The organism is Chachezhania antarctica (genome assembly GCF_003646465.1).
GTDB classification, from domain to species: domain Bacteria; phylum Pseudomonadota; class Alphaproteobacteria; order Rhodobacterales; family Rhodobacteraceae; genus Chachezhania; species Chachezhania antarctica.
The window spans coordinates 79,684-100,534 of sequence record NZ_QZEX01000006.1 but is presented as its reverse complement, the minus strand read 5'-3'; the positions used below and the strand labels follow the sequence as shown (position 1 = coordinate 100,534).

23 protein-coding genes are annotated in these 20,851 nt (G+C 66.2%); 12 read left to right on the top strand and 11 right to left on the bottom strand.

Features of this window, described 5'->3' with window-relative positions; translation table 11 throughout:
• Positions 1 to 128 precede the first annotated feature (128 nt).
• Positions 129 to 548 carry a VOC family protein gene (locus D4754_RS13195; RefSeq protein ID WP_121064298.1) on the top strand — a complete coding sequence of 140 codons (420 nt, stop codon included), beginning with the start codon at positions 129 to 131 and terminating at the stop codon, positions 546 to 548.
• A 94-nt stretch (positions 549 to 642) separates the two neighbouring features.
• Positions 643 to 1,191, top strand: coding sequence for a LemA family protein (locus tag D4754_RS13190; protein WP_121064296.1), 549 nt, complete (start codon positions 643 to 645; stop codon positions 1,189 to 1,191).
• 182 nt (positions 1,192 to 1,373) lie between these two features.
• Here the strand turns inward: D4754_RS13190 and D4754_RS13185 are convergent, their stop codons facing one another.
• A complete protein-coding gene (locus tag D4754_RS13185; RefSeq protein ID WP_240453880.1) occupies positions 1,374 to 2,123 on the bottom strand; it encodes a heme-dependent oxidative N-demethylase family protein in 750 nt (249 codons plus the stop codon).
• 171 nt (positions 2,124 to 2,294) lie between these two features.
• Here D4754_RS13185 and D4754_RS13180 point away from each other — a divergent pair, with 171 nt between their 5' ends.
• Positions 2,295 to 3,518: a bifunctional alpha/beta hydrolase/OsmC family protein gene (locus D4754_RS13180; protein WP_121064294.1), complete on the top strand. Its 1,224-nt coding sequence runs from the start codon at positions 2,295 to 2,297 to the stop codon at positions 3,516 to 3,518.
• Between the two features lie 123 nt (positions 3,519 to 3,641).
• Here D4754_RS13180 and D4754_RS13175 read toward each other — a convergent pair whose 3' ends face one another.
• On the bottom strand, positions 3,642 to 4,058 hold the full coding sequence (locus tag D4754_RS13175) for a DUF6314 family protein (protein WP_121064292.1): 417 nt from the start codon (positions 4,056 to 4,058) through the stop codon (positions 3,642 to 3,644).
• Between the two features lie 129 nt (positions 4,059 to 4,187).
• Between D4754_RS13175 and purB the strand changes: the two genes are divergently transcribed.
• From purB to D4754_RS13145, 6 genes are all read left to right on the top strand, one after another.
• Positions 4,188 to 5,492, top strand: coding sequence for an adenylosuccinate lyase (purB, locus tag D4754_RS13170; protein ID WP_121064290.1), 1,305 nt, complete (start codon positions 4,188 to 4,190; stop codon positions 5,490 to 5,492).
• Between the two features lie 131 nt (positions 5,493 to 5,623).
• Positions 5,624 to 5,782 carry a chitin-binding domain-containing protein gene (locus D4754_RS13165; RefSeq protein WP_121064288.1) on the top strand — a complete coding sequence of 53 codons (159 nt, stop codon included), beginning with the start codon at positions 5,624 to 5,626 and terminating at the stop codon, positions 5,780 to 5,782.
• Between the two features lie 195 nt (positions 5,783 to 5,977).
• A complete protein-coding gene (locus D4754_RS13160) occupies positions 5,978 to 6,505 on the top strand; it encodes a tetratricopeptide repeat protein (protein ID WP_121064286.1) in 528 nt (175 codons plus the stop codon).
• Positions 6,506 to 6,635: 130 nt separating this feature from the next.
• Positions 6,636 to 7,853, top strand: a complete 1,218-nt coding sequence (locus D4754_RS13155; RefSeq protein WP_240453879.1) for a flagellar motor switch protein FliG — start codon at positions 6,636 to 6,638, stop codon at positions 7,851 to 7,853.
• Positions 7,854 to 7,991: 138 nt separating this feature from the next.
• Complete coding sequence (locus tag D4754_RS13150; RefSeq protein ID WP_121064284.1) at positions 7,992 to 8,858, top strand: DMT family transporter; 867 nt, start codon at positions 7,992 to 7,994, stop codon at positions 8,856 to 8,858.
• A 21-nt stretch (positions 8,859 to 8,879) separates the two neighbouring features.
• Positions 8,880 to 9,803 (top strand): lysophospholipid acyltransferase family protein, encoded by a 924-nt coding sequence (locus tag D4754_RS13145; RefSeq protein ID WP_121064282.1) that lies wholly within the window; start codon positions 8,880 to 8,882, stop codon positions 9,801 to 9,803.
• A gap of 117 nt (positions 9,804 to 9,920) precedes the next feature.
• Here the strand turns inward: D4754_RS13145 and D4754_RS13140 are convergent, their stop codons facing one another.
• Positions 9,921 to 10,652 carry a DUF1223 domain-containing protein gene (locus D4754_RS13140; protein WP_121064280.1) on the bottom strand — a complete coding sequence of 244 codons (732 nt, stop codon included), beginning with the start codon at positions 10,650 to 10,652 and terminating at the stop codon, positions 9,921 to 9,923.
• 271 nt (positions 10,653 to 10,923) lie between these two features.
• On the opposite strand from D4754_RS13140, the gene acnA reads away from it, so the two are divergent.
• The 3 genes from acnA (at position 10,924) to D4754_RS13125 (ending at position 14,693) form a co-directional block, all read left to right on the top strand.
• Positions 10,924 to 13,698, top strand: coding sequence for an aconitate hydratase AcnA (gene acnA / locus D4754_RS13135; RefSeq protein WP_121064278.1), 2,775 nt, complete (start codon positions 10,924 to 10,926; stop codon positions 13,696 to 13,698).
• A gap of 68 nt (positions 13,699 to 13,766) precedes the next feature.
• Complete coding sequence (locus D4754_RS13130; RefSeq protein WP_121064276.1) at positions 13,767 to 14,459, top strand: SDR family NAD(P)-dependent oxidoreductase; 693 nt, start codon at positions 13,767 to 13,769, stop codon at positions 14,457 to 14,459.
• Between the two features lie 15 nt (positions 14,460 to 14,474).
• Positions 14,475 to 14,693: a tautomerase family protein gene (locus tag D4754_RS13125; RefSeq protein ID WP_121064274.1), complete on the top strand. Its 219-nt coding sequence runs from the start codon at positions 14,475 to 14,477 to the stop codon at positions 14,691 to 14,693.
• A gap of 223 nt (positions 14,694 to 14,916) precedes the next feature.
• Here the strand turns inward: D4754_RS13125 and D4754_RS13120 are convergent, their stop codons facing one another.
• From D4754_RS13120 to secD, 8 genes are all read right to left on the bottom strand, one after another.
• A complete protein-coding gene (locus tag D4754_RS13120; protein ID WP_121064272.1) occupies positions 14,917 to 15,486 on the bottom strand; it encodes a DsbE family thiol:disulfide interchange protein in 570 nt (189 codons plus the stop codon).
• Complete coding sequence (ccmD, locus tag D4754_RS13115; protein WP_121064270.1) at positions 15,479 to 15,649, bottom strand: heme exporter protein CcmD; 171 nt, start codon at positions 15,647 to 15,649, stop codon at positions 15,479 to 15,481. Before ccmD ends, D4754_RS13120 begins: the two co-directional genes overlap by 8 nt.
• Complete coding sequence (locus D4754_RS13110) at positions 15,646 to 16,377, bottom strand: heme ABC transporter permease (RefSeq protein ID WP_121064268.1); 732 nt, start codon at positions 16,375 to 16,377, stop codon at positions 15,646 to 15,648. The genes ccmD and D4754_RS13110 overlap by 4 nt, the downstream gene beginning before the upstream one ends.
• 43 nt (positions 16,378 to 16,420) lie before the next feature.
• Complete coding sequence (gene ccmB, locus D4754_RS13105; protein WP_121064266.1) at positions 16,421 to 17,077, bottom strand: heme exporter protein CcmB; 657 nt, start codon at positions 17,075 to 17,077, stop codon at positions 16,421 to 16,423.
• Positions 17,074 to 17,694, bottom strand: a complete 621-nt coding sequence (ccmA, locus tag D4754_RS13100; RefSeq protein ID WP_121064264.1) for a heme ABC exporter ATP-binding protein CcmA — start codon at positions 17,692 to 17,694, stop codon at positions 17,074 to 17,076. Before ccmA ends, ccmB begins: the two co-directional genes overlap by 4 nt.
• A gap of 156 nt (positions 17,695 to 17,850) precedes the next feature.
• The gene (locus D4754_RS13095) at positions 17,851 to 18,204 is read right to left on the bottom strand and encodes an Mth938-like domain-containing protein (protein WP_121064262.1); all 354 of its coding nucleotides are present in this window, start codon (positions 18,202 to 18,204) and stop codon (positions 17,851 to 17,853) included.
• Between the two features lies 1 nt (position 18,205).
• Positions 18,206 to 19,174 (bottom strand): protein translocase subunit SecF, encoded by a 969-nt coding sequence (gene secF / locus D4754_RS13090; protein ID WP_121064260.1) that lies wholly within the window; start codon positions 19,172 to 19,174, stop codon positions 18,206 to 18,208.
• Position 19,175: 1 nt separating this feature from the next.
• Positions 19,176 to 20,837, bottom strand: a complete 1,662-nt coding sequence (gene secD / locus D4754_RS13085; RefSeq protein ID WP_121064258.1) for a protein translocase subunit SecD — start codon at positions 20,835 to 20,837, stop codon at positions 19,176 to 19,178.
• Positions 20,838 to 20,851: the final 14 nt, after the last annotated feature.

Below are 20,851 nucleotides of genomic sequence, written 5' to 3'. Positions count from 1 at the left end.
CGGGCGCAAGGTGCGGGAACAGGGCGCCGCGCCATACGATTTCGCGGCAGACGCTAGGGAACAGGCTGTTGTTCGCGAAAGGTTCCGGGTAAGCTCTGCGTCAAGATACCATCAGCGGAAGCGACCCCATGAAACCGCGTATCAGCATGATCACCCTTGGCGTCAGCGATCTGGAGCGCGCGCGCGTTTTCTACCGCGACGGGCTTGGCCTGCCGGAATTCCCCTCGTCCGGCGATATCGCCTTCTTCGACCTGACAGGCACGTGGCTCGGGCTCTATGGCCGCAAGGCCCTGGCCCAGGACGCAGCCGTGGACGATGACGCGGACAAAGGCGACACGGGCTTTCCCGGCGTGACGCTCGCCCACAACCTCGCCTCGCGCGGGGAGGTCGACGCGCTTTACGCCGAGGCGCTGGCCGCCGGCGCCACGGCGACGAAACGGCCCGCGCCCACGTCGTGGGGCGGCTATTCGGGCTATTTCCAGGACCCGGAAGGACATTTCTGGGAGGTCGCGCACAACCCGCATTTCTGGATCGGCCCCCCGGACTGACCGCACCCCGCTTTGCCACCGATTGCGATGTCTGGTATTGTGTCCTTCGCAGCGCCGCCCGGCCCGCTTGCCTGACTGCACGGGGAGAGCTCTCATGGGACTGTGGATCGCAACCGCCGCACTCGTTGTCCTGGCCCTCTACACGATCTGGCTGTTCCGCCGGCTGGTGACGTATCGTCGGCAGGTGGGCGTGGCATGGTCCGACATCTCGGCCCAGATCAAGCGTCGCCACCATCTTGTTCCCGGCCTGATCGAGGCCGTGCAGGGCAGCGAGGCAGCCCGACCGACGGCACTGGACGGGGTCGTCCACGCGCGCGACGCGGCGCTGTCATCGACCGGCAGCCAGGCAGAAAAGGCCCGCGCCGAGGCCCGCCTTGGCGACGCGCTGGTCATCGCTCTGACGCTTTCGGAAGACCTGGCCGATCTGCGGACCACCGAACGGTTCAACGCGGTGCGGCATGAACTGGATGACACGGCAAGGCGGATCCGGCTGGCACGACGGTATTACAACCTCTGCGTCCGGCGCCTGAACGCCGCCATCGAGAGCTTCCCGACGAACCTTCTGGCGCGCCTGCTCCACGTCCGGCAGGAAGCGGTCTTTTCCTTCGATATCGATGGTGCCGCCGCGCGAAGCGCGCACTGAGGCGCGCCCGCCGAAAAGGGTCGCTCGCGATACGACCCGGAGGCATTTCGGGAAAGAAGAAACAGGGATCTGCTCCTTTCTTCTCTTCGCCAAATACTCCGGGGGAGGCCTCCTCGCAGAGGAGGACGGGGGCAGCGCCCCCACCGGGAGCGAGAGGCGGCGCTCACCGGATGCCAGCCCTGTCAGCGTTCGGCGTGGCCCGTCTGCTTGTCCACCATGAACGTGTGGATCGAAAACACCACCGCCCGCGTCTCGGGGAGGCGCAGGATGCATTGGCGTTCGGATCGCAGATAGCGGCCCGGGACCGTTCTGTCCGGGCGGGGCCGGTTCTCAAGCTCCGGTGCGTGGAGCGTCGGGTCGGCATAGTCGAGCGCGTTGAACCGCCAGAGCGGCCGGCCCACCTGCACCCCGTCGAAGAGGCGCTGCACCCTGCGGGCGATGTCGCCGTATTCGGGCACCGGCACGTGGATCGAGATCAGCGGCCGCATGAATTTCTCGCGCAGCGTCCAGTTGGCGGGAAAGCACAGGACGGCGCCCGTCAGCACGTGTTCCGCCGCGCCTTCGCGTTTTTCCAGCAGGCAGAGGTCCTCCTGGATCAGCCGCCCGGCCGTGCCCAGCGGATCGTCGCGGTCGATCGGGACCGTCACGCCATCCGGTCGCGCGACCGTATCGCACGCATCAGGATAGGCGTGCTGCAGGACCGTTTCCAGCAGTTCGCCGGCAGCCGGCCGCGCGGCTTGGTCGAGTTGCACGACATCCTCCCGGCGCCCGGCCAGAAGCCGGTCCCGCAGGGCCATCTGCGCGGCGAAGGCATCGTCGCGGATCAGCCAGTCGGCCATGTCGAAGGGCCGGATACCGGGAAGCGGCTTCTGGTCGGCCACGTCATAGGGCGTCGACGCCTGCAGGATCGGTTCGGTCATTTCATCACGCATGTCTGGCCCTCCCCGCCGCTGATCCTGCGTCACCCCTGCCGCGCCGTAAAGCGCATGTGTTGCGGTGCGCGCGAGGCACGCAGCCCCCGTCTTCACCCGAAGGTGACATCACCGGCACGTGACATTGCGCGAAAGCACCCCAAGTATCCGGAAAGACGAGGAGATCCGAGAATGCCGACCGAACGTGTCACTTTCCCCGGCCATGCGGGGGACGATCTTGCCGCAAGGCTGGATCTGCCGGACGGCCCGCATCTGGCCACGGCACTGTTTGCGCATTGCTTCACCTGTTCGAAGGACATCGTCGCCGCGCGGCGCATTGCGCAGCGGCTGGCGTCGATGGGGATCGCCGTGCTCCGATTCGATTTCACCGGGCTCGGCCATTCGGATGGCGAGTTCGCCAATACCAGCTTCACCTCGAACGTGGGCGATCTGGTGGCAGCGGCGGATTACCTGGCGGGCCGCGGCATGGCGCCCGGGCTGCTGATCGGCCATTCGCTTGGCGGCGCGGCGGTTCTGAAAGCACGCGCGCGGATCGCGTCGGCACAGGCTGTCGTCACCATCGGCGCGCCCTTTGATCCCGGCCATGTCACGCAGAGTTTCCGCGATGCGCTGCCCAGGATCGAGGCGAACGGCTCGGCCGAGGTGCAGCTGGCCGGGCGCCCCTTCACCATCGGTCAGCGCTTTGTCGAGGATATTTCCGCGGCTTCGCTTGCGCCCGCGATCAAGGATCTCGACGCCGCGCTGTTGGTCCTGCACGCGCCGCTGGACGACACGGTCGGCATATCGAACGCGGCCGAGATCTTCGGTGCGGCGCGGCATCCGAAAAGCTTCATCACGCTGGATGACGCGACCCACCTGATCGACACTGCGAAAGACGCCGAATACGCGGCCGAGATCATCGCAGCCTGGGTGTCGCGCTATGTCCCGATGGACCGCCCCGCCCCGCCGCCCGGCGCGCCCGAAGGCGTGGTCCGCGTGTCCGAGGCCGATCCGGGCGGTTTCCTGCAGGATGTCCAGTCAGGTCCCGATCACCACATCACGGCGGACGAGCCCGAGGCCTATGGCGGCACCGACAAGGGGCTCACGCCCTACGGGTTGGTGGCGGCGGGGCTGGGTGCCTGCACCTCGATGACGATCCGAATGTATGCGCGGCGCAAGGGCTGGCCGCTGACCCATGTCAGCGTCGACATCTGCCACGACAAGGCTCACGCGCAGGACGCCGATGGCGAGACGCCGGGCACGAAGATCGACCATTTCGACCGGCGCATCCGGCTGGAGGGCGATCTGGATGCCGATCAGCGCGCGAGGCTGATGGAGATCGCCGACAAGTGCCCCGTCCACAAGACGCTGGAAGCCGGCGCACGCGTCGTCACCCGCGAGTGGGAGCCGGACTAACGCCACAAGCACCGCGCGCCCGGGACGGCTGCCGGATCCCGCAGGGATCCGGCGAGGGCCGGGTGGGTGGGCCGGCCCTGGCGAGCGGCGCGGGCCACCTCAGCCCACGGCACGCCATTCCCGTCACAGCTTGGTATAGGTGCTGTCCATCCGGTAGGACTTCCTCGGTCCCTCCACGTGCCAGACCGTCGTGAACACGGGCCACTGCGAAAAGTCGTAGTCCACCACGTACATGTCCGGCGTGCAGAAATGCCGGGCCCGTCCCCCCTCCGGCGGCACCGTGTGAAAATACCGCCCGTCGCCGAAGGACACGACCAGCCCCTCCGCCCACAGATACGTGCGCTCGCCCTGAAATCCGGGGCGGTCGTCGATCCGCAGCTCTCCGCGTTCGGTCAGCCTCAGGCCGTCCGGCCCTCGCTCCCAGTCCGCGACCCCTTCGAACGTGGCCCGCGTCCCATCACCATGCACCATCCGCCGTGACAGTACCCAAGCCCCTTCGAAATCCGCCAGAACGCGCCCGCGCGCTGTCACCGGTGCCATCACGCCTCCTCTGCGCACCCCCTGCGCCGGGGGGCAAACCGTCTCAACCCCGCCGGCTTCTCTTGAGATCGCGGGGTCTTTCAGTCTATGACCGCGCAATCTCTCCGACAATCAGGAAAGCCCCGGCGCATGATCCCTCGTTATTCCCGTCCCGACATGGTCGCCATCTGGAGCCCAGAGACCAAGTTCCGCATCTGGTTCGAGATCGAGGCCCATGCCTGCGATGCGATGGCAGAGCTCGGCGTGATCCCGAAGGCGAATGCCGAGGCTGTCTGGAAGGCCAAGGACGTGGAGTTCGACGTCGCCCGCATCGACGAGATCGAGGCCGTCACCAAGCATGACGTGATCGCCTTCCTGACCCACCTGTCCGAGATCGTGGGCGCTGACGAAGCCCGCTTTGTCCATCAGGGCATGACGTCTTCGGACGTGCTCGACACCTGTTTCAACGTCCAGCTGACCCGCGCCGCCGACATCCTGATCGCCGACCTGGAAGGGCTCCTGGCCGCCCTGAAACGCCGCGCCTACGAGCACAAGGATACCGTCCGCATCGGCCGGTCCCACGGCATCCATGCCGAACCCACCACGATGGGCCTGACCTTCGCGCGCTTCTATGCCGAGATGGACCGCAACCTGTCCCGCATGCGCGACGCCCGGTCCGAGATCGCAACCGGCGCGTTGTCGGGCGCTGTCGGCACCTTCGCAAATATCGATCCCAGCATCGAAGAGCATGTCTGCGACAAGCTGGGCCTCGTCCCCGAACCGATCTCCACCCAGGTCATCCCTCGCGACCGCCACGCCGCCTTCTTCGCCACGCTGGGCGTGATCGCCTCGTCGATCGAGAACGTCTCGACCGAGATCCGCCACATGCAGCGGACCGAGGTGCTGGAGGCCGAGGAATTCTTCTCTCCCGGCCAGAAGGGCTCTTCGGCCATGCCGCACAAGCGCAACCCGGTGCTGACGGAAAACCTGACCGGCCTGTCGCGCATGGTGCGCTCCATGGTGATCCCGGCGATGGAGAACGTGGCGCTCTGGCATGAACGCGATATCTCACATTCCTCGGTCGAACGGAACATCGGGCCGGACGCGACCGTGACGCTGGATTTCGCGCTGGCGCGTCTGACCGGCGTGATCGACAAGCTGGTGGTGTATCCTGATCGCATGCTGGCCAACATGAACAGCCTGTCGGGCCTTGTCATGTCGCAGCGCGTGCTGCTGGCGCTGACCCAGGCCGGTGTCAGCCGCGAAGACGCCTACAAGCTGGTGCAGCGCAATGCGATGAAGGTCTGGGAACAGGGCGCCGACTTCAAGACGGAACTTCTGGCCGACCCGGAGGTCACCGCCGCCCTGCCCGCGGCCGAGATCGAGGAAAAGTTCGATCTGGGCTATCATACCAAGCATGTCGACACGATCTTCGCCCGCGTCTTCGGCGACTGATCCTGCAATCCGCACAACCCTTGGGCGAGAATTCGCGCGTTCCGGCTTCACCGCCGGGGCGTGACGGGGAAGAATTTCGCGATTCCCGGTAACTCTGGTAGGCTAGACACATCCAAGCAACGGAGGCCACGATGATTGTGAAGACCGCACTGACCGCGCTTGCCCTGATCGCCGCACCGGCGGTGTCGTTTGCCACCTGTTTCGGCAAGGAACACCAGGCCATGTCCTGCGCAGCGGGCACCCTGTGGGATGCCGAAGAGCAAGCCTGCGTAAGCACCGCCACAAGCTGAACGACGCATCGGACCGTCAGTCATCCGGGCCGATGGCCGTGCCCGGATGTTTTCCTGTGCGCCACGTCCCGAGACCGTGCTTCGAAAAATTTCGGTCACGTGGAGAATTTTTTGAACCTCACGACCTCGCGATGCGACAAAGGGATACAACACGCTACACTCTCCCCAACGGTCCATAGCCAATCGAGGTACACCATGCGTTTTCTTCTTCCTCTCGTCATCGTCGCCCTGCCGGGCCTGGCCTTTGCCGCCGGAAGCGGCAGCGGCAGCGCACCCACCAGTTCAGGGACCACTCCGACCTGTGCCAACGGCCAGGTCTGGGACAAGGCGAGCGAGAAATGTGTCGATCCCAGCTACAAGGGGCTGGATCAGGACACGCTTTACGAAGCGGTTCGCCGGATGGCCTATGCCGGCCACTATGACGAGGCCCAGAACGTCCTGCGCGTGATGGAGGAAAGCGACCGTACGCTGACATACTGGGGCTTCACCTACCGCAAGATGGGCGAGACCGAGCTTGCCAACGCCTATTACGAAAAGGCCATCGCGACCAATCCCGACAACATCCTGGCACGGTCCTACATGGGTCAGGGCTTTGTCACCGAAGGCCGGGTGGACGATGCCATCGTGCAATGGCGCGAGATCAAGGCGCGCGGCGGCGAAGGCACCTGGGCCGAAGCTTCGCTGCGCGACGCGATCCAGACGGGCATGACCTACAGCTACTGACGGTCACGCCTTCGAATCCCGGCCCCGGTGCGGTTTTCATAGCGCCGGGGCCATTTGGTTTCAGCGATCCTTAACGCTGTGGCGGGTAGATTGAGGTCGATTCTGATCCGACCCAGTCGCAGGACCGCTCATGCAAGATTCGCTTCCCCAACTTCCCATGGCGCCTTTGCCGGGGCTGCCGGAACCCGGCGGCTTCGATCCCGCACCCATGGGCGGCGGCGATGATCAGGGATTTGCCCCCGGTCTTGAACCGCTGGACGATTACGATCCGAACGGATTCGGCGGCGAACAGGACTATGACGACGGGCCCGCCTGGCCCATGCCCCAGCCGGAACCCGAACCGGAACTCGACATGGCGTCGAAGGCCGCGATCGTGGTGCGCCTTTTGCTCAGTTCGGGAGAAGATCTTCCGCTGGAAGAACTGCCCGTCGATCTGCAAACGCGCCTGGCGCAGCGGATGGGCGCGATGGGGCTGGTGGACCGGCGCACACTGCTTAACGTGGTCAACGAATTCACCCGCGCGCTGGAAGGCGTGGGGCTGACCTTCCCCGAAGGTCTGGCCGGGGCGCTGCAACTGCTCGAAGGCAAGATCAGCCCGCTGACCGCCGCACGCCTTCGCAAGGAAGCCGGCGTTAAGCAGGCGGGCGATCCCTGGGCGCGGCTGCGCAGCCTTTCGGCGGATGAATTGCAGCCCCTGATCGAACAGGAAAGCACCGAAGTCGCGGCCGTGCTCCTGTCGAAGCTCGACACGCCCAAGGCCGCCGATCTGCTCAGCCGCCTGCCCGGGCCGCTGGCCCGGCGCGTGGCCTATGCCGTGTCGCAGACCAGCAAGGTCACACCCGAAGCGGTCGACCGGATCGGGCTCGCCCTCGCCTCCCAGGTCGACATGCGCCCGATGATGGCCTTCAACGAGGCGCCGGGTGAACGGCTGGGCGCAATCCTGAACGAAGCCGCGGCATCCACCCGCGACGACATGCTGGTCTCGCTCGACGAACAGGACGAACTGTTCGCCACCAGCGTCCGCAAGTCGATCTTCACCTTCGCCCATATCCCCGCCCGCGTGCGTCCGCGCGATGTCGCCACCGTGTTGCGCGCGGCCGACCCGGCCCAGCTGCGCGTGGCGCTCGCCTACGCCACGGACGAAGACAACAAGCCCGCGGCCGATTTCATCCTGTCCAATATCTCGTCCCGCATGGCCGACAACATTCGCGAGGAACTGCTGGAAATCGGCACGCCCCGCCGGAAGGAAGGCGAAGCCGCGATGGCCGCCGTTGTCCTGTCCATCCGCGAACAGGCCCGCGCCGGGACGATGACGCTCATCACCCCGCAGGATGACGAGGACGACTGATACCGGCCTTTCGGGCCGTGATCGTCGCGGCGCCATGATCACGTGACGCCGCGGCAGAATCGCGGCGCCGGCCGGTGCGCGATAGACATTCCCCGGCCCGCCCCCTACGGGTCGGGCATGCCTCCCGTCCAGCCCCCGATGACCGCTGCCGAAACCGCCCTGCGCGGTCGCGCGATCCTTTTGATGATCGCCGCGATCCTGTGCTTCTCGCTGATGGACGCCAGCGTGAAGGGCCTTGCCCCGCGCACCGGCGTCGTCCCGGCGCTGTGGGTGCGCTATGCCGGGCAGATGCTTCTCGTGGTGCTGCTCGTGGCGCCGCGGTTGCGGCAGGTCGCCCGGACGACGATGCCGGGCCTCCAGTTCGCACGCTCTGTCCTTCTGATGGGGGCCACGGCCTTCTTCTTCACCGCGCTCAGCCTGATCCCGATCTCGGACGCGGCGGCGCTGATGTCGATCAACCCCGTCCTTGTCACGCTCGGCGCGGCGCTGTTTCTTGGCGAAAAGCTGGGCCCCCGCCGGATCGGCGGCATTGCCGTGGCGATGGTCGGCACCATGATCGTGATCCGGCCGGGCGCCGGGATCATCACGGCCGAGTCCATCTTCGCGCTCTGTGCGGCGGTCTGCTATGCGTCCTACGTGCTGCTGACCCGCCATGTCGGATCGTCGGAAAGCCCGTGGACCTCGCTGTTCTATACCGGCCTTGTCGGCACCGTGATCCTCAGCATCATCGTTCCCTTCTTCTGGGTGACACCGGACCGGACGGCGATCCTGCTGATGGGCGCGTGCATCCTGTTCGGCACCTGCGGCCAGATGCTGCTGATCCGCGCCTTCACCATCGGAGAGGCCGCGATGCTCGCCCCCTTCGCCTATTGCGGCGTCATGTTCTCGATGCTCTGGGGCATGGTCTTCTATGCCGAATGGCCGGGAATCCACACGATCACGGGCGCGCTTGTGATCGCCGGGGCCGGGACATATGTCTGGTACCGCGAGACCCACGCCCGTTGACCTTACGCCAAATACCTCACCATGCCTGTTGATCCGTCCCGATTGTCCACGGCCGAGCGCGCCGGCTACTACCTGTCCGCCCTGGCAATTCGGGGCGCGCTGGGGCTTGCCCGGCTGGTGCCGTATCGCTGGCGCATTCCCGGGATAGGCTGGCTTGTCTCGCGGGTGTTCGCAGGCCCCGCCGGGTTCCGCCGCCGGATCCGCAAGAACCTCGCCCTGACCTGCCCCGACCTGCCCGCGGCCGAGGTCGAACGCCTGGTCCGCGTCGTCCCCGACAACGCCGCGCGATCCATGGCCGAACTGTTCGCCGGCGACGCGTTCCGCGAGCGCACAAGGCATTCGCCGGTGTCCGGCGACGGGTTTCAAGCGATGGTCGAGGCCAAGGCCAATGGCCAGCCTGTCATCTTCGTGACGGGCCATCTGGGCAACTACGATGCCGCCCGTGTAGCCGTGCGCGACATGGGCTTCCCGATGGGCGCGCTCTACCGGCGCATGGCCAATCCCTATTTCAACGAATTTTACGCGGAAGCGCTGGCCGCAAACGGCAGCCCGATGTTCGAACAGGGCCGCCGTGGCATGACCGAGATGATCCGCCACCTGAAGGCGGGCGGCAGAATCGCGGTGGTCACCGATCTGTTCGTACAGGGCGGCGAGGATCTGAGCTTCTTCGGCGTGCCCGCCATCACGTCGACGGCCACGGCGGAAATGGCGCTGAAATACGGCGCCCTGCTGATACCCGCCTACGCGATCCGGGCAGAGGACGGTCTGAGTTTCACCATCGACGTCCGCGCGCCGATCCCACATTCGGATGCCGTGACGATGACCCAGGCGATCAATGACGATCTGGAGGCGATGGTTCGCGCGAACATGGACCAGTGGTTCTGGATTCACCGCCGCTGGAAACGCCCCGACGGCAGTCCGCCTCCGATGCCGCAAAGACCCTGACGTCAAAGCCGGATCGCGCCGGCTGCGCGAGGGAGGGGCCGGACCGGCCCCGACCGGGGGCTGGGCGGGCGGGCGCAGCCGGCGCGATCCGGCGGCGCGGCGTTCACTCCGTGCCGATCAGTCGACCCGCGTCGCGGCGACGATCCGGCCCGGCCCGCGGGCCTGGACGATCACGGCCCCCGGCAGATCGCCGGTGGCTTCGGCGTCGATCCGCAAGGGCACGCGGCCGTCCCATTCGCCGATCCGGCGCCATTCTGTCACGATGTTGACGTAGTCGATCACCTGTCCGGCGTTCTCGCCGCTGCGGATCGCAACCTGGCGCAAGGGCTCGTAGGCCACGAATTGCACGTCGAACCCGGCCCCGGCCCGCATCCCGTCCAGCGGCGCGATGTCGACCGTCAGCCCGTCGCCGGTCCGCACCGCCGATACCACGGCCTCCGCTGCCGCGCCGTGGTGCGCGCGGATCAGCTGCGACAGCTCGTCCGCATGGGCGCCGACCACGTCCTCCTCACCCATCACCACCATCTGCGGCGTGTAGATCATGTCGCGCCCGGCAAAACGCGCATAGGCCTTCTGCCGTTTCGAATAACGCGGATCGCCGAATTCGTCCCGCCAGCCGAGGTAATCCCAGTAATCCACGTGCAGCGCCAGAGGCAGCACATCCGCCCGGTCCGTCATCGTCTGCAACAGACGGTCGGCCTTCGGGCAGGATGAACACCCCTGCGAGGTATAAAGCTCGACCACCACCGGCCCCTTCCCCGCTGCGCTTTCGGCCTGGCCCGGACCTGCAAGCCAGCCAAGGGCAACACAGGACAGAAAGGCGGAGCGAAGCAGCGGGCGAACATGCATTGAGTGGGGCCTTTCGTGATTTCGGTGACGGCGGTGGTACGCCGGGCCGGTCCGAATCGCCAATCAATGTTTGTTGAGACACGGCCCTGTGTTGCGTGATCACACCGTGACCCCAATCCCCACATACGCCCATCACTCGGGCCAGGAGCCGCCACTGTGTGCAATGGTATACAAAAAATGGCCGATCCTGCCCCAAAGCTATTGATCGCCGCCCGGCCTTCGGGCACAGAGACTGGGAGCCATTTCCCCATCCACACCCATGGAGGCATTCATGCCGATTACCGTTGGACAGGACACCAGCCAGACCCGCAAGACATTGACGGTCGGCAGCCAGACCGTCGCCTATTACTCCATCCCGGCCGCCACCGCGGCAGGCCTCGGCGATTTCTCCAAGCTTCCGGCGGCACTGAAGGTGGTGCTGGAAAACATGCTCCGTTTCGAAGACGGCAAGACCGTCAGCACCGACGACATCAAGGCCTTCGCCGAATGGGCAACCAAGGGCGGCAAGAACCCGCGCGAGATCGCCTATCGTCCCGCCCGCGTGCTGATGCAGGATTTCACTGGCGTTCCGGCCGTGGTCGACCTGGCCGCGATGCGTGACGGGATCGTGGCCCTCGGCGGCGACGCGCAGAAGATCAACCCGCTGAACCCGGTCGACCTGGTCATCGACCATTCGGTCATGATCGACGAATTCGGCAACCCGCGCGCGTTCCAGATGAACGTCGACCGCGAATACGAACGCAACATGGAACGCTATGTCTTCCTCAAGTGGGGCCAGAAAGCGTTCAACAACTTCCGCGTCGTGCCGCCGGGCACCGGCATCTGCCACCAGGTGAACCTGGAATACCTGGCCCAGACCGTCTGGACCGACACCGACCAGAACGGTGACGAAGTGGCCTATCCCGATACGCTGGTCGGCACCGACAGCCACACCACCATGGTCAACGGCGCCGCCGTCCTGGGCTGGGGCGTCGGCGGGATCGAGGCCGAGGCCGCGATGCTGGGCCAGCCGATCTCCATGCTGATCCCCGAGGTCGTGGGCTTCGAGCTGACCGGCCGGATGATGGAAGGCACCACCGGCACCGACCTGGTGCTGAAGGTCGTCGAGATGCTGCGCGAGAAGGGCGTGGTGGGCAAGTTCGTGGAATTCTACGGCGAAGGGCTCGACACCCTGCCGCTGGCGGACCGCGCGACCATCGCCAACATGGCCCCCGAATACGGCGCAACCTGCGGCTTCTTCCCGATCGACGACGAGACGATCCGCTACCTGACGCAGACCGGCCGCGACAAGGACCGCATCGCGCTGGTCGAAGCCTATGCGAAGGAAAACGGCTTCTGGCGGGACGCGGATTATGCGCCCGTCTATACCGACACGCTGCATCTCGACATGGGCACCATCGTGCCGGCGATCTCGGGCCCGAAACGCCCGCAGGACTACATCGCGCTCGACGGCGCGGCGACCGCCTTCCACCAGTACGTGAAGGGCATCCGCGAGGGCAAGGACGCCTCGGACCGCGCCGAGGGCCGCTGGGAAGGGGAAGGCGGCCAGCCCGAACCGCGCGATATCCCCGGCAACGAAGGCCATCACAAGAAGGGCTATGTCCAGTCCGACGACGGCAATTACCAGATGCACGACGGCTCGATCGTGATCGCCTCGATCACCTCGTGCACCAACACGTCGAACCCCTATGTCATGATCGGCGCGGGCCTCGTGGCGCGCAAGGCCGCCGCACTTGGCCTGAACCGCAAGCCCTGGGTCAAGACTTCGCTCGCCCCCGGCTCCCAGGTGGTTTCGGCCTACCTGGAAGCGGCCGACCTGCAGAAGGACCTGGACGCGATCGGGTTCAACCTGGTGGGCTACGGCTGCACCACCTGCATCGGCAACTCCGGCCCGCTGGCGCCCGAGATTTCCCAGTGCATCAACGACAACGACCTGATCGGCGTGTCGGTGCTGTCGGGCAACCGCAACTTCGAGGGCCGCATCAGCCCCGACGTGCGCGCGAACTATCTCGCCTCGCCGCCGCTGGTGGTGGCCTATGCGCTGGTCGGCGACATGAACGTCGACATCACGACGGAACCGCTGGGCCAGGACAAGGACGGCAACGACGTCTACCTGAAGGACATCTGGCCGACCACGAAAGAGGTCGCGGATCTTGTGCAGCAGACCGTCACGCGCGAAGCCTTCCAGGAGAAGTACGCCGACGTCTTCAAGGGCGACGACAAGTGGCAGGGTGTCGAGGTCACCGACAGTGAGACCTACGACTGGCCGCCGAGCTCCACCTACGTCCGCAATCCCCCCTACTTCGAGGGGATGACGATGGAGACCAAGAAGATCGAGAACATCGACGGCGCGCATGTGCTGGCGGTTCTGGGCGACATGATCACGACCGACCACATCTCGCCCGCCGGGTCCTTCAAGGAAACCACGCCCGCCGGGAAATACCTGACCGAACACCAGGTGCCGGTGCGGGAGTTCAACTCGTACGGGTCCCGCCGTGGCAACCACGAGGTCATGATGCGCGGCACCTTCGCCAATATCCGCATCAAGAACGAGATGCTGGACGGTGTCGAAGGCGGCTACACCAAGGGTCCCGATGGCGAGCAGACCTCGATCTACGATGCCGCGATGGCGTGGGAGGACAAGGGCGTGCCGCTTGTGATCTTCGGTGGCGAACAGTACGGCGCAGGCTCCTCGCGCGACTGGGCGGCCAAGGGCACCGCGCTTCTGGGCGTGAAGGCCGTGATCGCGGAAAGCTTCGAGCGGATCCACAGGTCGAACCTCGTCGGCATGGGCGTGATTCCGTTCGAATTCACGGGTGGCGACACGCGCAAGTCGCTGGGCCTGACGGGGGAGGAAGAGGTCTCGATCCACGGACTCGACACGATCAGCCCGCTGGCCGAGGTGCCCTGCACGATCAAGTTCGCCGACGGGTCCGAGAAGACGATCACGCTGAAATGCCGGATCGATACCGCGGTCGAAATCGAGTACATCGAAAACGGTGGCGTCCTGCACTACGTGCTGCGGAACCTCGCCCGCGCGGCCTGAGGCAAGGCGGCAGCGAGACAGCGAAGAGCGCCCCATGCGGGCGCTCTTTTCATTTGAGGGGGACACCGATGCGCAAGACAGCTCTCGTCACCGGCGGCGCCCGCGGCATCGGCCGCGCCATCGTCGCCGACCTGTCGCAGGACCACGACCTGGCCTTCACGTGGCATTCCACCGAACCGGAGCCCGCGCCGGACCTGCTGGCCATCCGCGCCGACCTTACGGAAGACGGCGCCGCGGAACGGATCGTGGCGCAGATCATCGACCGCTTCGGCCAGCTCGACCTGATCGTGAACAACGCCGCCGAAATCCAGCCCACGCCGCACGATGCGTTCGACGCCGCGGCCCACGCCCGCCATTACGCGCTGAACGTCACCGCGCCCGCGGCCCTTCTGGCCGCCGCCCTGCCCCATTTGCAGCCCGGCGCGGCAGTGGTCAGTATCTCTTCGGTCAATGCCGTGCTGCCGCCCATGGGCGCGGTGGCCTACGGCGCCAGCAAGGCCGCGCTCAACACGTGGACGCGCGGCATGGCGAAGGAACTCGGCCCCCGCGGCATCCGCATCAACGCGGTGGCTCCCGGCGCCATCAACCTGCCCGAAGCACCGCGCCCGGACGACCTGACCGAGAAATTCGTGGACATGACGGCCCTCGGCCGCATCGGCACACCCGGCGACATCGCCCCGGCGGTCCGTTTTCTTGCCTCCGACGCGGCCCGCTTCATCACCGGAGAGGTGCTGACCGTCTCCGGAGGCTATCGCCTCTGACAGAAGGAGACCACAATGCCAGCCATCGACATCCAGGTTCTCGAAGGCGTCTTCTCGGACAACGAGAAACGCCGGATCATCGAAAACGTCACCGCCGCCTTCGGCGAGGTCGCGGGCCAGACGCTGCAAGCCAAAACCTCGGTCCGGATCCACGAAGTGAAAAGCGGCGCCTGGGGCTATGCAGGCAACGCCCTCACAACTGACGACGCCCTTGCCATGCGCGCCCGCGGCTAGGCCCCGCCCCATCAAACCTGCTGCTTCGGAGCCGTCCTCGCGTGCCTCCGGACAGACGGACCGCCCGACCGGGGCCAAGCGAAATTGCCGAGGCTCCGCGCCGCAGGCGTGGATGCGGCCATTTCACTTGGGGCCGGGCGGGTGGTCTGTCAGGCAGGATGCGCGCGTGGATGGATGCGAAGCCTTGCTGCTTTGGTGAGTCCGAAGCCCTTCCACAGGCCCCTCAGGAGCCGCCGGTTGCCAATCCGGGCGGAAGCGTGCCCATGGCCTTCTTCAGCTCGGGCAGGAATCGCTGCTGGTAGTCGCTTCCCACCAGGGGCCCCACGAACTTGTAAAGCACCTGGCCATCGCCCCCGATGATGAAGGTCTCCGGCGGGCCGGTCACGCCCCAGTCGATGGCCTTGCGCCCCTGCGGGTCGAAGCCCACGGCGCGGAACGGGTTTCCGTCATCCTGCAGGTAGCGCGTCGCCGGGCCAATATCGTCCTTGAAGTTCACGCCGTAAAGCGGGATGCCCGTATCGGCCAGTTCCTGCAGCACCGGATGTTCGGCGCGGCAGGGCGGGCACCAACTGGCCCAGAAGTTGACAAGGCTCACCTCGCCCTGCGCCAGGTCCGCATCGGTCAGCACGGCGTATCCGGGCAGGCCCTTGTCGGGCACCGCCGGCGCAGGCTGGCCGATGAAGGTCGATGGCAGGGAATCGTCCCCGCCGCTGTACATGCCCACGGCCGCCAGCCCGACGAACCCGGCGAACAGAAGCGGAGGCACGATCATAAGGGGAGAAAGCCTAGCCATTGGTCCCAGCCTTTCCCGCGACACGCGCTTCGACCTCGGCCAGTTCGGCTCGTACGCGCCGCCCCCGCCAGAAGGTCATCGCCACTACCGCCCCCAGCACAACCACCGCCGCGACATAGGACCAAAGCACCGTGTCCGCGTATTTCCCAAGATCCGGCATCATGCGACCGCCCTCTCCCGCGCCAGCAGCGCGCGCATGCGACGGGCGCGGATCTCCGTCCCCGTGCGGTAAAGCACCAGCGCCACGAACAGCAACACGAAGCCCGCGATGCAGGTCACCGCCGGAAACCAGAACACGTTGGCCACGTTCTGCTCCTTGTCGAGGCTCATCGACGCGCCCTGGTGCAGCCCCTGGTTCCAGAAGTTCACGGCATAGCGCGACAGCAGCGCAAAGACAGAGCCCACGAGGCACGTGATCGATGTCAGGTCGGCCGCCGTGTCCGGATCCTCGATCGCGGACCAGAGCGCGATGTAGCCCAGGTAAAACAGGAACAGGATCAGGAACGAGGTCAATCGCGGATCCCAGACCCACCACGTGCCCCACATCGGCTGGCCCCAGATCGCGCCGGTCACCAGTGCGATGACCGTCATCGCGGCACCCACCGGGGCTGCGGCCCGTGCGGCCAGCGCGCTCACGTGGTGCCGCCGGATCAGCCAGATCAGCGAGGCGATCAGCATCATCAGCCACGCGTTGATGGCCATCAGGGCGGCGGGCACGTGCAGGTAGAAGATCTTGACCGTCGATCCCATGCGGTAATCGTCAGGCGTGAAGAAGAACCCCCAAACCAGCCCGCCGATCAGGCAGATCGCGGCCAGCGTCCAGACCCACGGCAGGATCCGTTCCGACGTCGTCAGGAACTTCGAGGGGTTTGAATATTTCCACAGCGACATATGACGTATCTAGTCCGCACCCGTTGGCCCTGCAATTCACATCTCAGCGCAGATTGACGCGCAGGACGGCGGCACTGGCCAATGGCAGCAACCCTGCGGCGAAAGCGGTGATGCCAGCCACCAGCAAAAGCGGCGTGCCGGCCTCCAGCCCTTGCGCCCCGCGCCGCGCCGCCTCGGCCCCGAAAATCAGTGTTGGCACATACAGCGGCAGCACCAGCAGCGACAACAAAAGCCCGCCCCGCTTCAGCCCCACGGTCAGCGCCGCGCCGAAGGTCCCGATCACCGAAAGCGCCGGCGTTCCCAGAAGCAGCGACAGGACCAGCGGCACGAAGCCCTCCAACGGCAGGTTCAGCATGACCCCCAGCACCGGTGCGGCCAAGACCAAGGGCAGACCGGTCACGACCCAGTGCGACAGGGCCTTCACCGTCACGACGGCCTCGAGCGGGATCGGCGCCGTGGCCAGCAGGTCGAGCGTCCCGTCCTCCCAGTCCAGCGCCAGCAGCCGGTCGAGCGACAACAGGCAGGCCAGCAACGCCCCCAGCCACAAGACACCCGGGGCGATACGCGTCAGCAGATCGGTCTGCGGACCAATGGAAAACGGCACCAGGACGGTCACGATCAGGAAAAACGCCAGCCCCAGACCGAACCCGCCCCCCGCCCGGATGGCCAGCTTCAGATCCCGCAGGAACAGCGCGATCACAGGAAGGCCTCGTCGAAGGCATCCGACCCCGGCGCCGGCAGCACCGCGCGAAAGGGCGAGACATCGAGCGCCGCGCCCTCCAGCCCCAGCGCGACATGCGTGGCGATAACGGCGCTGCCTCCCTGCCCCAGATGGGCCCGGATTGCGCTTGCAAACATCTCCACCGCACCGGCATCCAGCGAAACTGTCGGTTCGTCCATCACCCAGACGAGCCGCCCGGTGACCAGCATCCGCGCCAGCCCCAGCCGCCGCTTCTGCCCGGCGGACAACTCGCCTGAAATGCGGTCCGCCAGAGGCTCCAGCGCATAAGCCGCGAGCGCCGTGCCGATCCCTTGGGTCCCGAAGATCCGCGCCCAGAAGGTCAGGTTCTCGGCCACCGTCAGCGTTGCCTTGATCCCGTCGGCGTGCCCGGCATAGGCCACAGCCTCGCCTGCGCCGTCGACCCGGCCCGCCACCGGTGCCTGCAGCCCCGCCAGCGTGCGCAGCAGCGTCGTCTTGCCGATCCCGTTCGGGCCCCGCAGCACCAGCGCCTGGCCCGGCGCCACGACAAAGGACACCCCTTCCAGAACGGGCATCCCGGCTCGCGCGACGGTCAGATCGGTTACGGTCAGTGTCATCCCTCAGGACTTATCCGAGCTTGCGGCAATCCAAAAGCCGCTCTCTCGTTCGCGGCCCGGGTTGGCCCGCCTGTTTTCTCTTCTTTCCGGAAATACTCCGGGGGAGGAGCCCGGAACGGGCGGAGGGGGCCGCGCCCCCTCAAGCTCCACGCGTGCTCAGACCGGCAGAACCGCAAGCGCCACGCGGCGGCCTTCGGAGGCCAGCACGTTGAAGCTGCGGCACGCGGCGGGGGATGCCATGGATTCCACGCCCATGCCTTCCGCTTCGATCGCCGCGCGGAACGGCCCGGGCAGATGCGCGATCTCCGGCCCCGTGCCCACCAGAACAACGTCGACCTTCGCGGCCAGACGGGTCAGCGCGGCCGTGTCCTCGAACCCGCCCCAGGCAACGGTTCCTTCAGGCCCCGTGATGACGGCACCGTAATAAACCTCGCCGCCCACGCGGAAGAACCCGGGGCCATATCCGTCCACCGGCTTCACGTCGGGGAATGGGGCCTCGTTCAGCTGCATGTCAGGCGTCCACGTTCGCGAATTGCGTGCCTGCGCCCTTGTCGGGCTTCGACCAGTCGCGCTTCACGCCAAGGTACAGCAGGATTGTCGACGCCACGAAGACCGAAGAATAGGTGCCTACGACCACGCCCCAGATCATCGCGAAGACAAAGCCGCGGATCACGTCGCCGCCCAGCACGAACAGCGAGATCAGCGCCAGCAGCGTCGTGACCGAGGTCATGAGCGTCCGGCTGAGCGTCTCGTTGATCGACAGGTTCAGCACTTCCTTCAGCGTCATCTGCTTGAACTTGCGCAGGTTCTCGCGCACCCGGTCGAACACGACCACGGTATCGTTCAGCGAATAGCCCACGATGGTCAGCAGCGCCGCGATGATCGCCAGGTCGAACCGGATCTGCACGATGGAAAAGATCCCGATGGTCAGCACCACGTCATGCACCAGCGCCACCACGGCCCCCAGCGCGAACTGCCATTCGAAGCGCAGCCAGATGTAGATCAGCACGGCCCCGATGGCGAGCGCCACGGCCGTGATCGCGGTCTGCACAAGCTCGCCCGAGACCTTGGGCCCCACGCTTTCAACCGACACGAACTGGATATCCGGAATGGCCTCCGCCAGCGCGCCTTCCACAAGCGCCACCATTTCGGCGCTGGCGCTTTCCTCGCCCTCCTGGGCCTGGATACGGATCATCGCCACGTTCTGATCCGGCCCGAAGGTAGGATCGAAGACCTCGGTAATGGTCACGTCGCCCAGCCCAAGCGCGTCGATCGCGCCACGGTAGACGCCGATATCGACCGTCTGGGCGCTTTCCGTCCGGATCGTGGTGCCACCCCGGAAGTCGATCCCGAAATTCAGCCCCATCGAAAAGAACGACACCAGCGAGGCCACGATGAGGATCGACGACAATCCCAGCCACAGCTTGGAACGGCTGAAGAAATCCAGCGAAGTTATTTCGGGAACCAGTCGCAGTCGCATCTCAGACCTCTAACGTCTTGGGGCGGCGGCGTTCGAACCACATGACGATCATCAGCCGCGTGACGAAGATCGCCGTGAAGACCGAGGTGATGATACCAAGGCCAAGCGTGATCGAGAACCCCCGCACCGGGCCCGAGCCGATGGCGAACAGGATCACGGCCGTAATGAAGGTGGTGATGTTGGCATCGAGGATGGCCGACAGCGCCTTTTCGTATCCCAGTTGGATCGCCCGGCTGGGGCCCTTGGCCGTCTTCAGCTCCTCGCGGATCCGTTCGAACACCAGCACGTTGGCGTCGACCGCCATGCCGACGGTCAGCACGATCCCCGCGATCCCCGGCAGGGTCAGCGTGGCCCCGATCATCGACAGCAGGCCGAAGATCAGGCCCACGTTGATGATCAGCGCGATGTTGGCGAAGATCCCGAACATCCCGTAGCTGAGGAACATGAAGACCAGCACGGCGGCAAAGGCGACCATGGTGGCGATCTTGCCGGCCTCTATCGAATCCTGCCCCAGTTCCGGTCCGATGGTCCGTTCTTCCAGGAAGGTCAGCTCGGCCGGCAGGGCACCGGCGCGCAGCAGCACCGCCAGGTCGGTCGATTCCTCGACCGTGAAGTTGCCGGTGATGATGCCCGATCCGCCCGGGATATGGGACTGGATCACCGGCGCGCTGATGACTTCGTCATCCAGCACAATGGCGAAGGGGGACCCGATGTTCAGCGCCGTGTACTCCCCGAAGCGCCGCGCGCCGTGGGGGTTGAAGCGGAAGTTCACCGCCGGGCTGCCGTTCTGGTCGAAGGCGGGCTGGGCATCCACCAGATCCTCGCCCGTCACGACGGGGGCGGATTCGATGACGTAATACGTGCCCTCCTCGTCCAGCGCCGGGACCAGCTTGTTGCCGGTGCCCGCGCGGGTGTCGGGGTCGGTCGTGCGGTTGATCACGCGGCTGAAGGTCAGCTGCGCCGTGGTGCCGATGATTTCCTTCAGTTCCGCGGCCGACCCCACGCCGGGCACCTGGATCAGGATCCGGTCCGAGCCCTGGCGCTGGATCGTGGGTTCGCGCGTGCCGGCCTCGTCGATCCGGCGGCGGATGATTTCCAGCGCCTGCCGCACCGTGCGGTCGTCCGATGCAAGTTTTTCGGCGTCCGACAGGGTAACGACGATCTCGTCGCCCGACGCGGTCACGTCGATGTCGCTTTCGCCCACGCCGGACAGTGTCTGGATCGGCTGAGCGAGGGCGCGGACGGCGTCCAGCGCCTGGGCCATGTTCTCGGGCTGGGAGATTCGGATGCGCAGCGTATCCGACGCCGACGGCTGGCGGCGGATGGTGCCGATTGTGTCGCGCTCGGCCCGCAGCGTGTCGCGGACTTCGGGCCACAGCGCGTCCATGCGGGCGGCGTAGACGTCGCCCGTCTGGACTTCGGCCAGCAGATGCGCCCCCCCCCGCAGGTCGAGCCCGAGGTTCACAAGACCCGACGGCAGCCAGCTGGGCCATTCGGCCAGATCGGCCTCAAGCTCGGGCGTGGCGCCGCGGGCCTCGATGGCCTTGACCGCGTCGTTATGGGTCTCGACGCGGTCGTAGAACAGGTTCGGCGCCGCCAGAAGCAGACCGGCCGCGCAGGCCAGAATGATCAGGACGCGTTTCCAGGTTTCGATGTAAAGCATTGGCGGGAAACGCC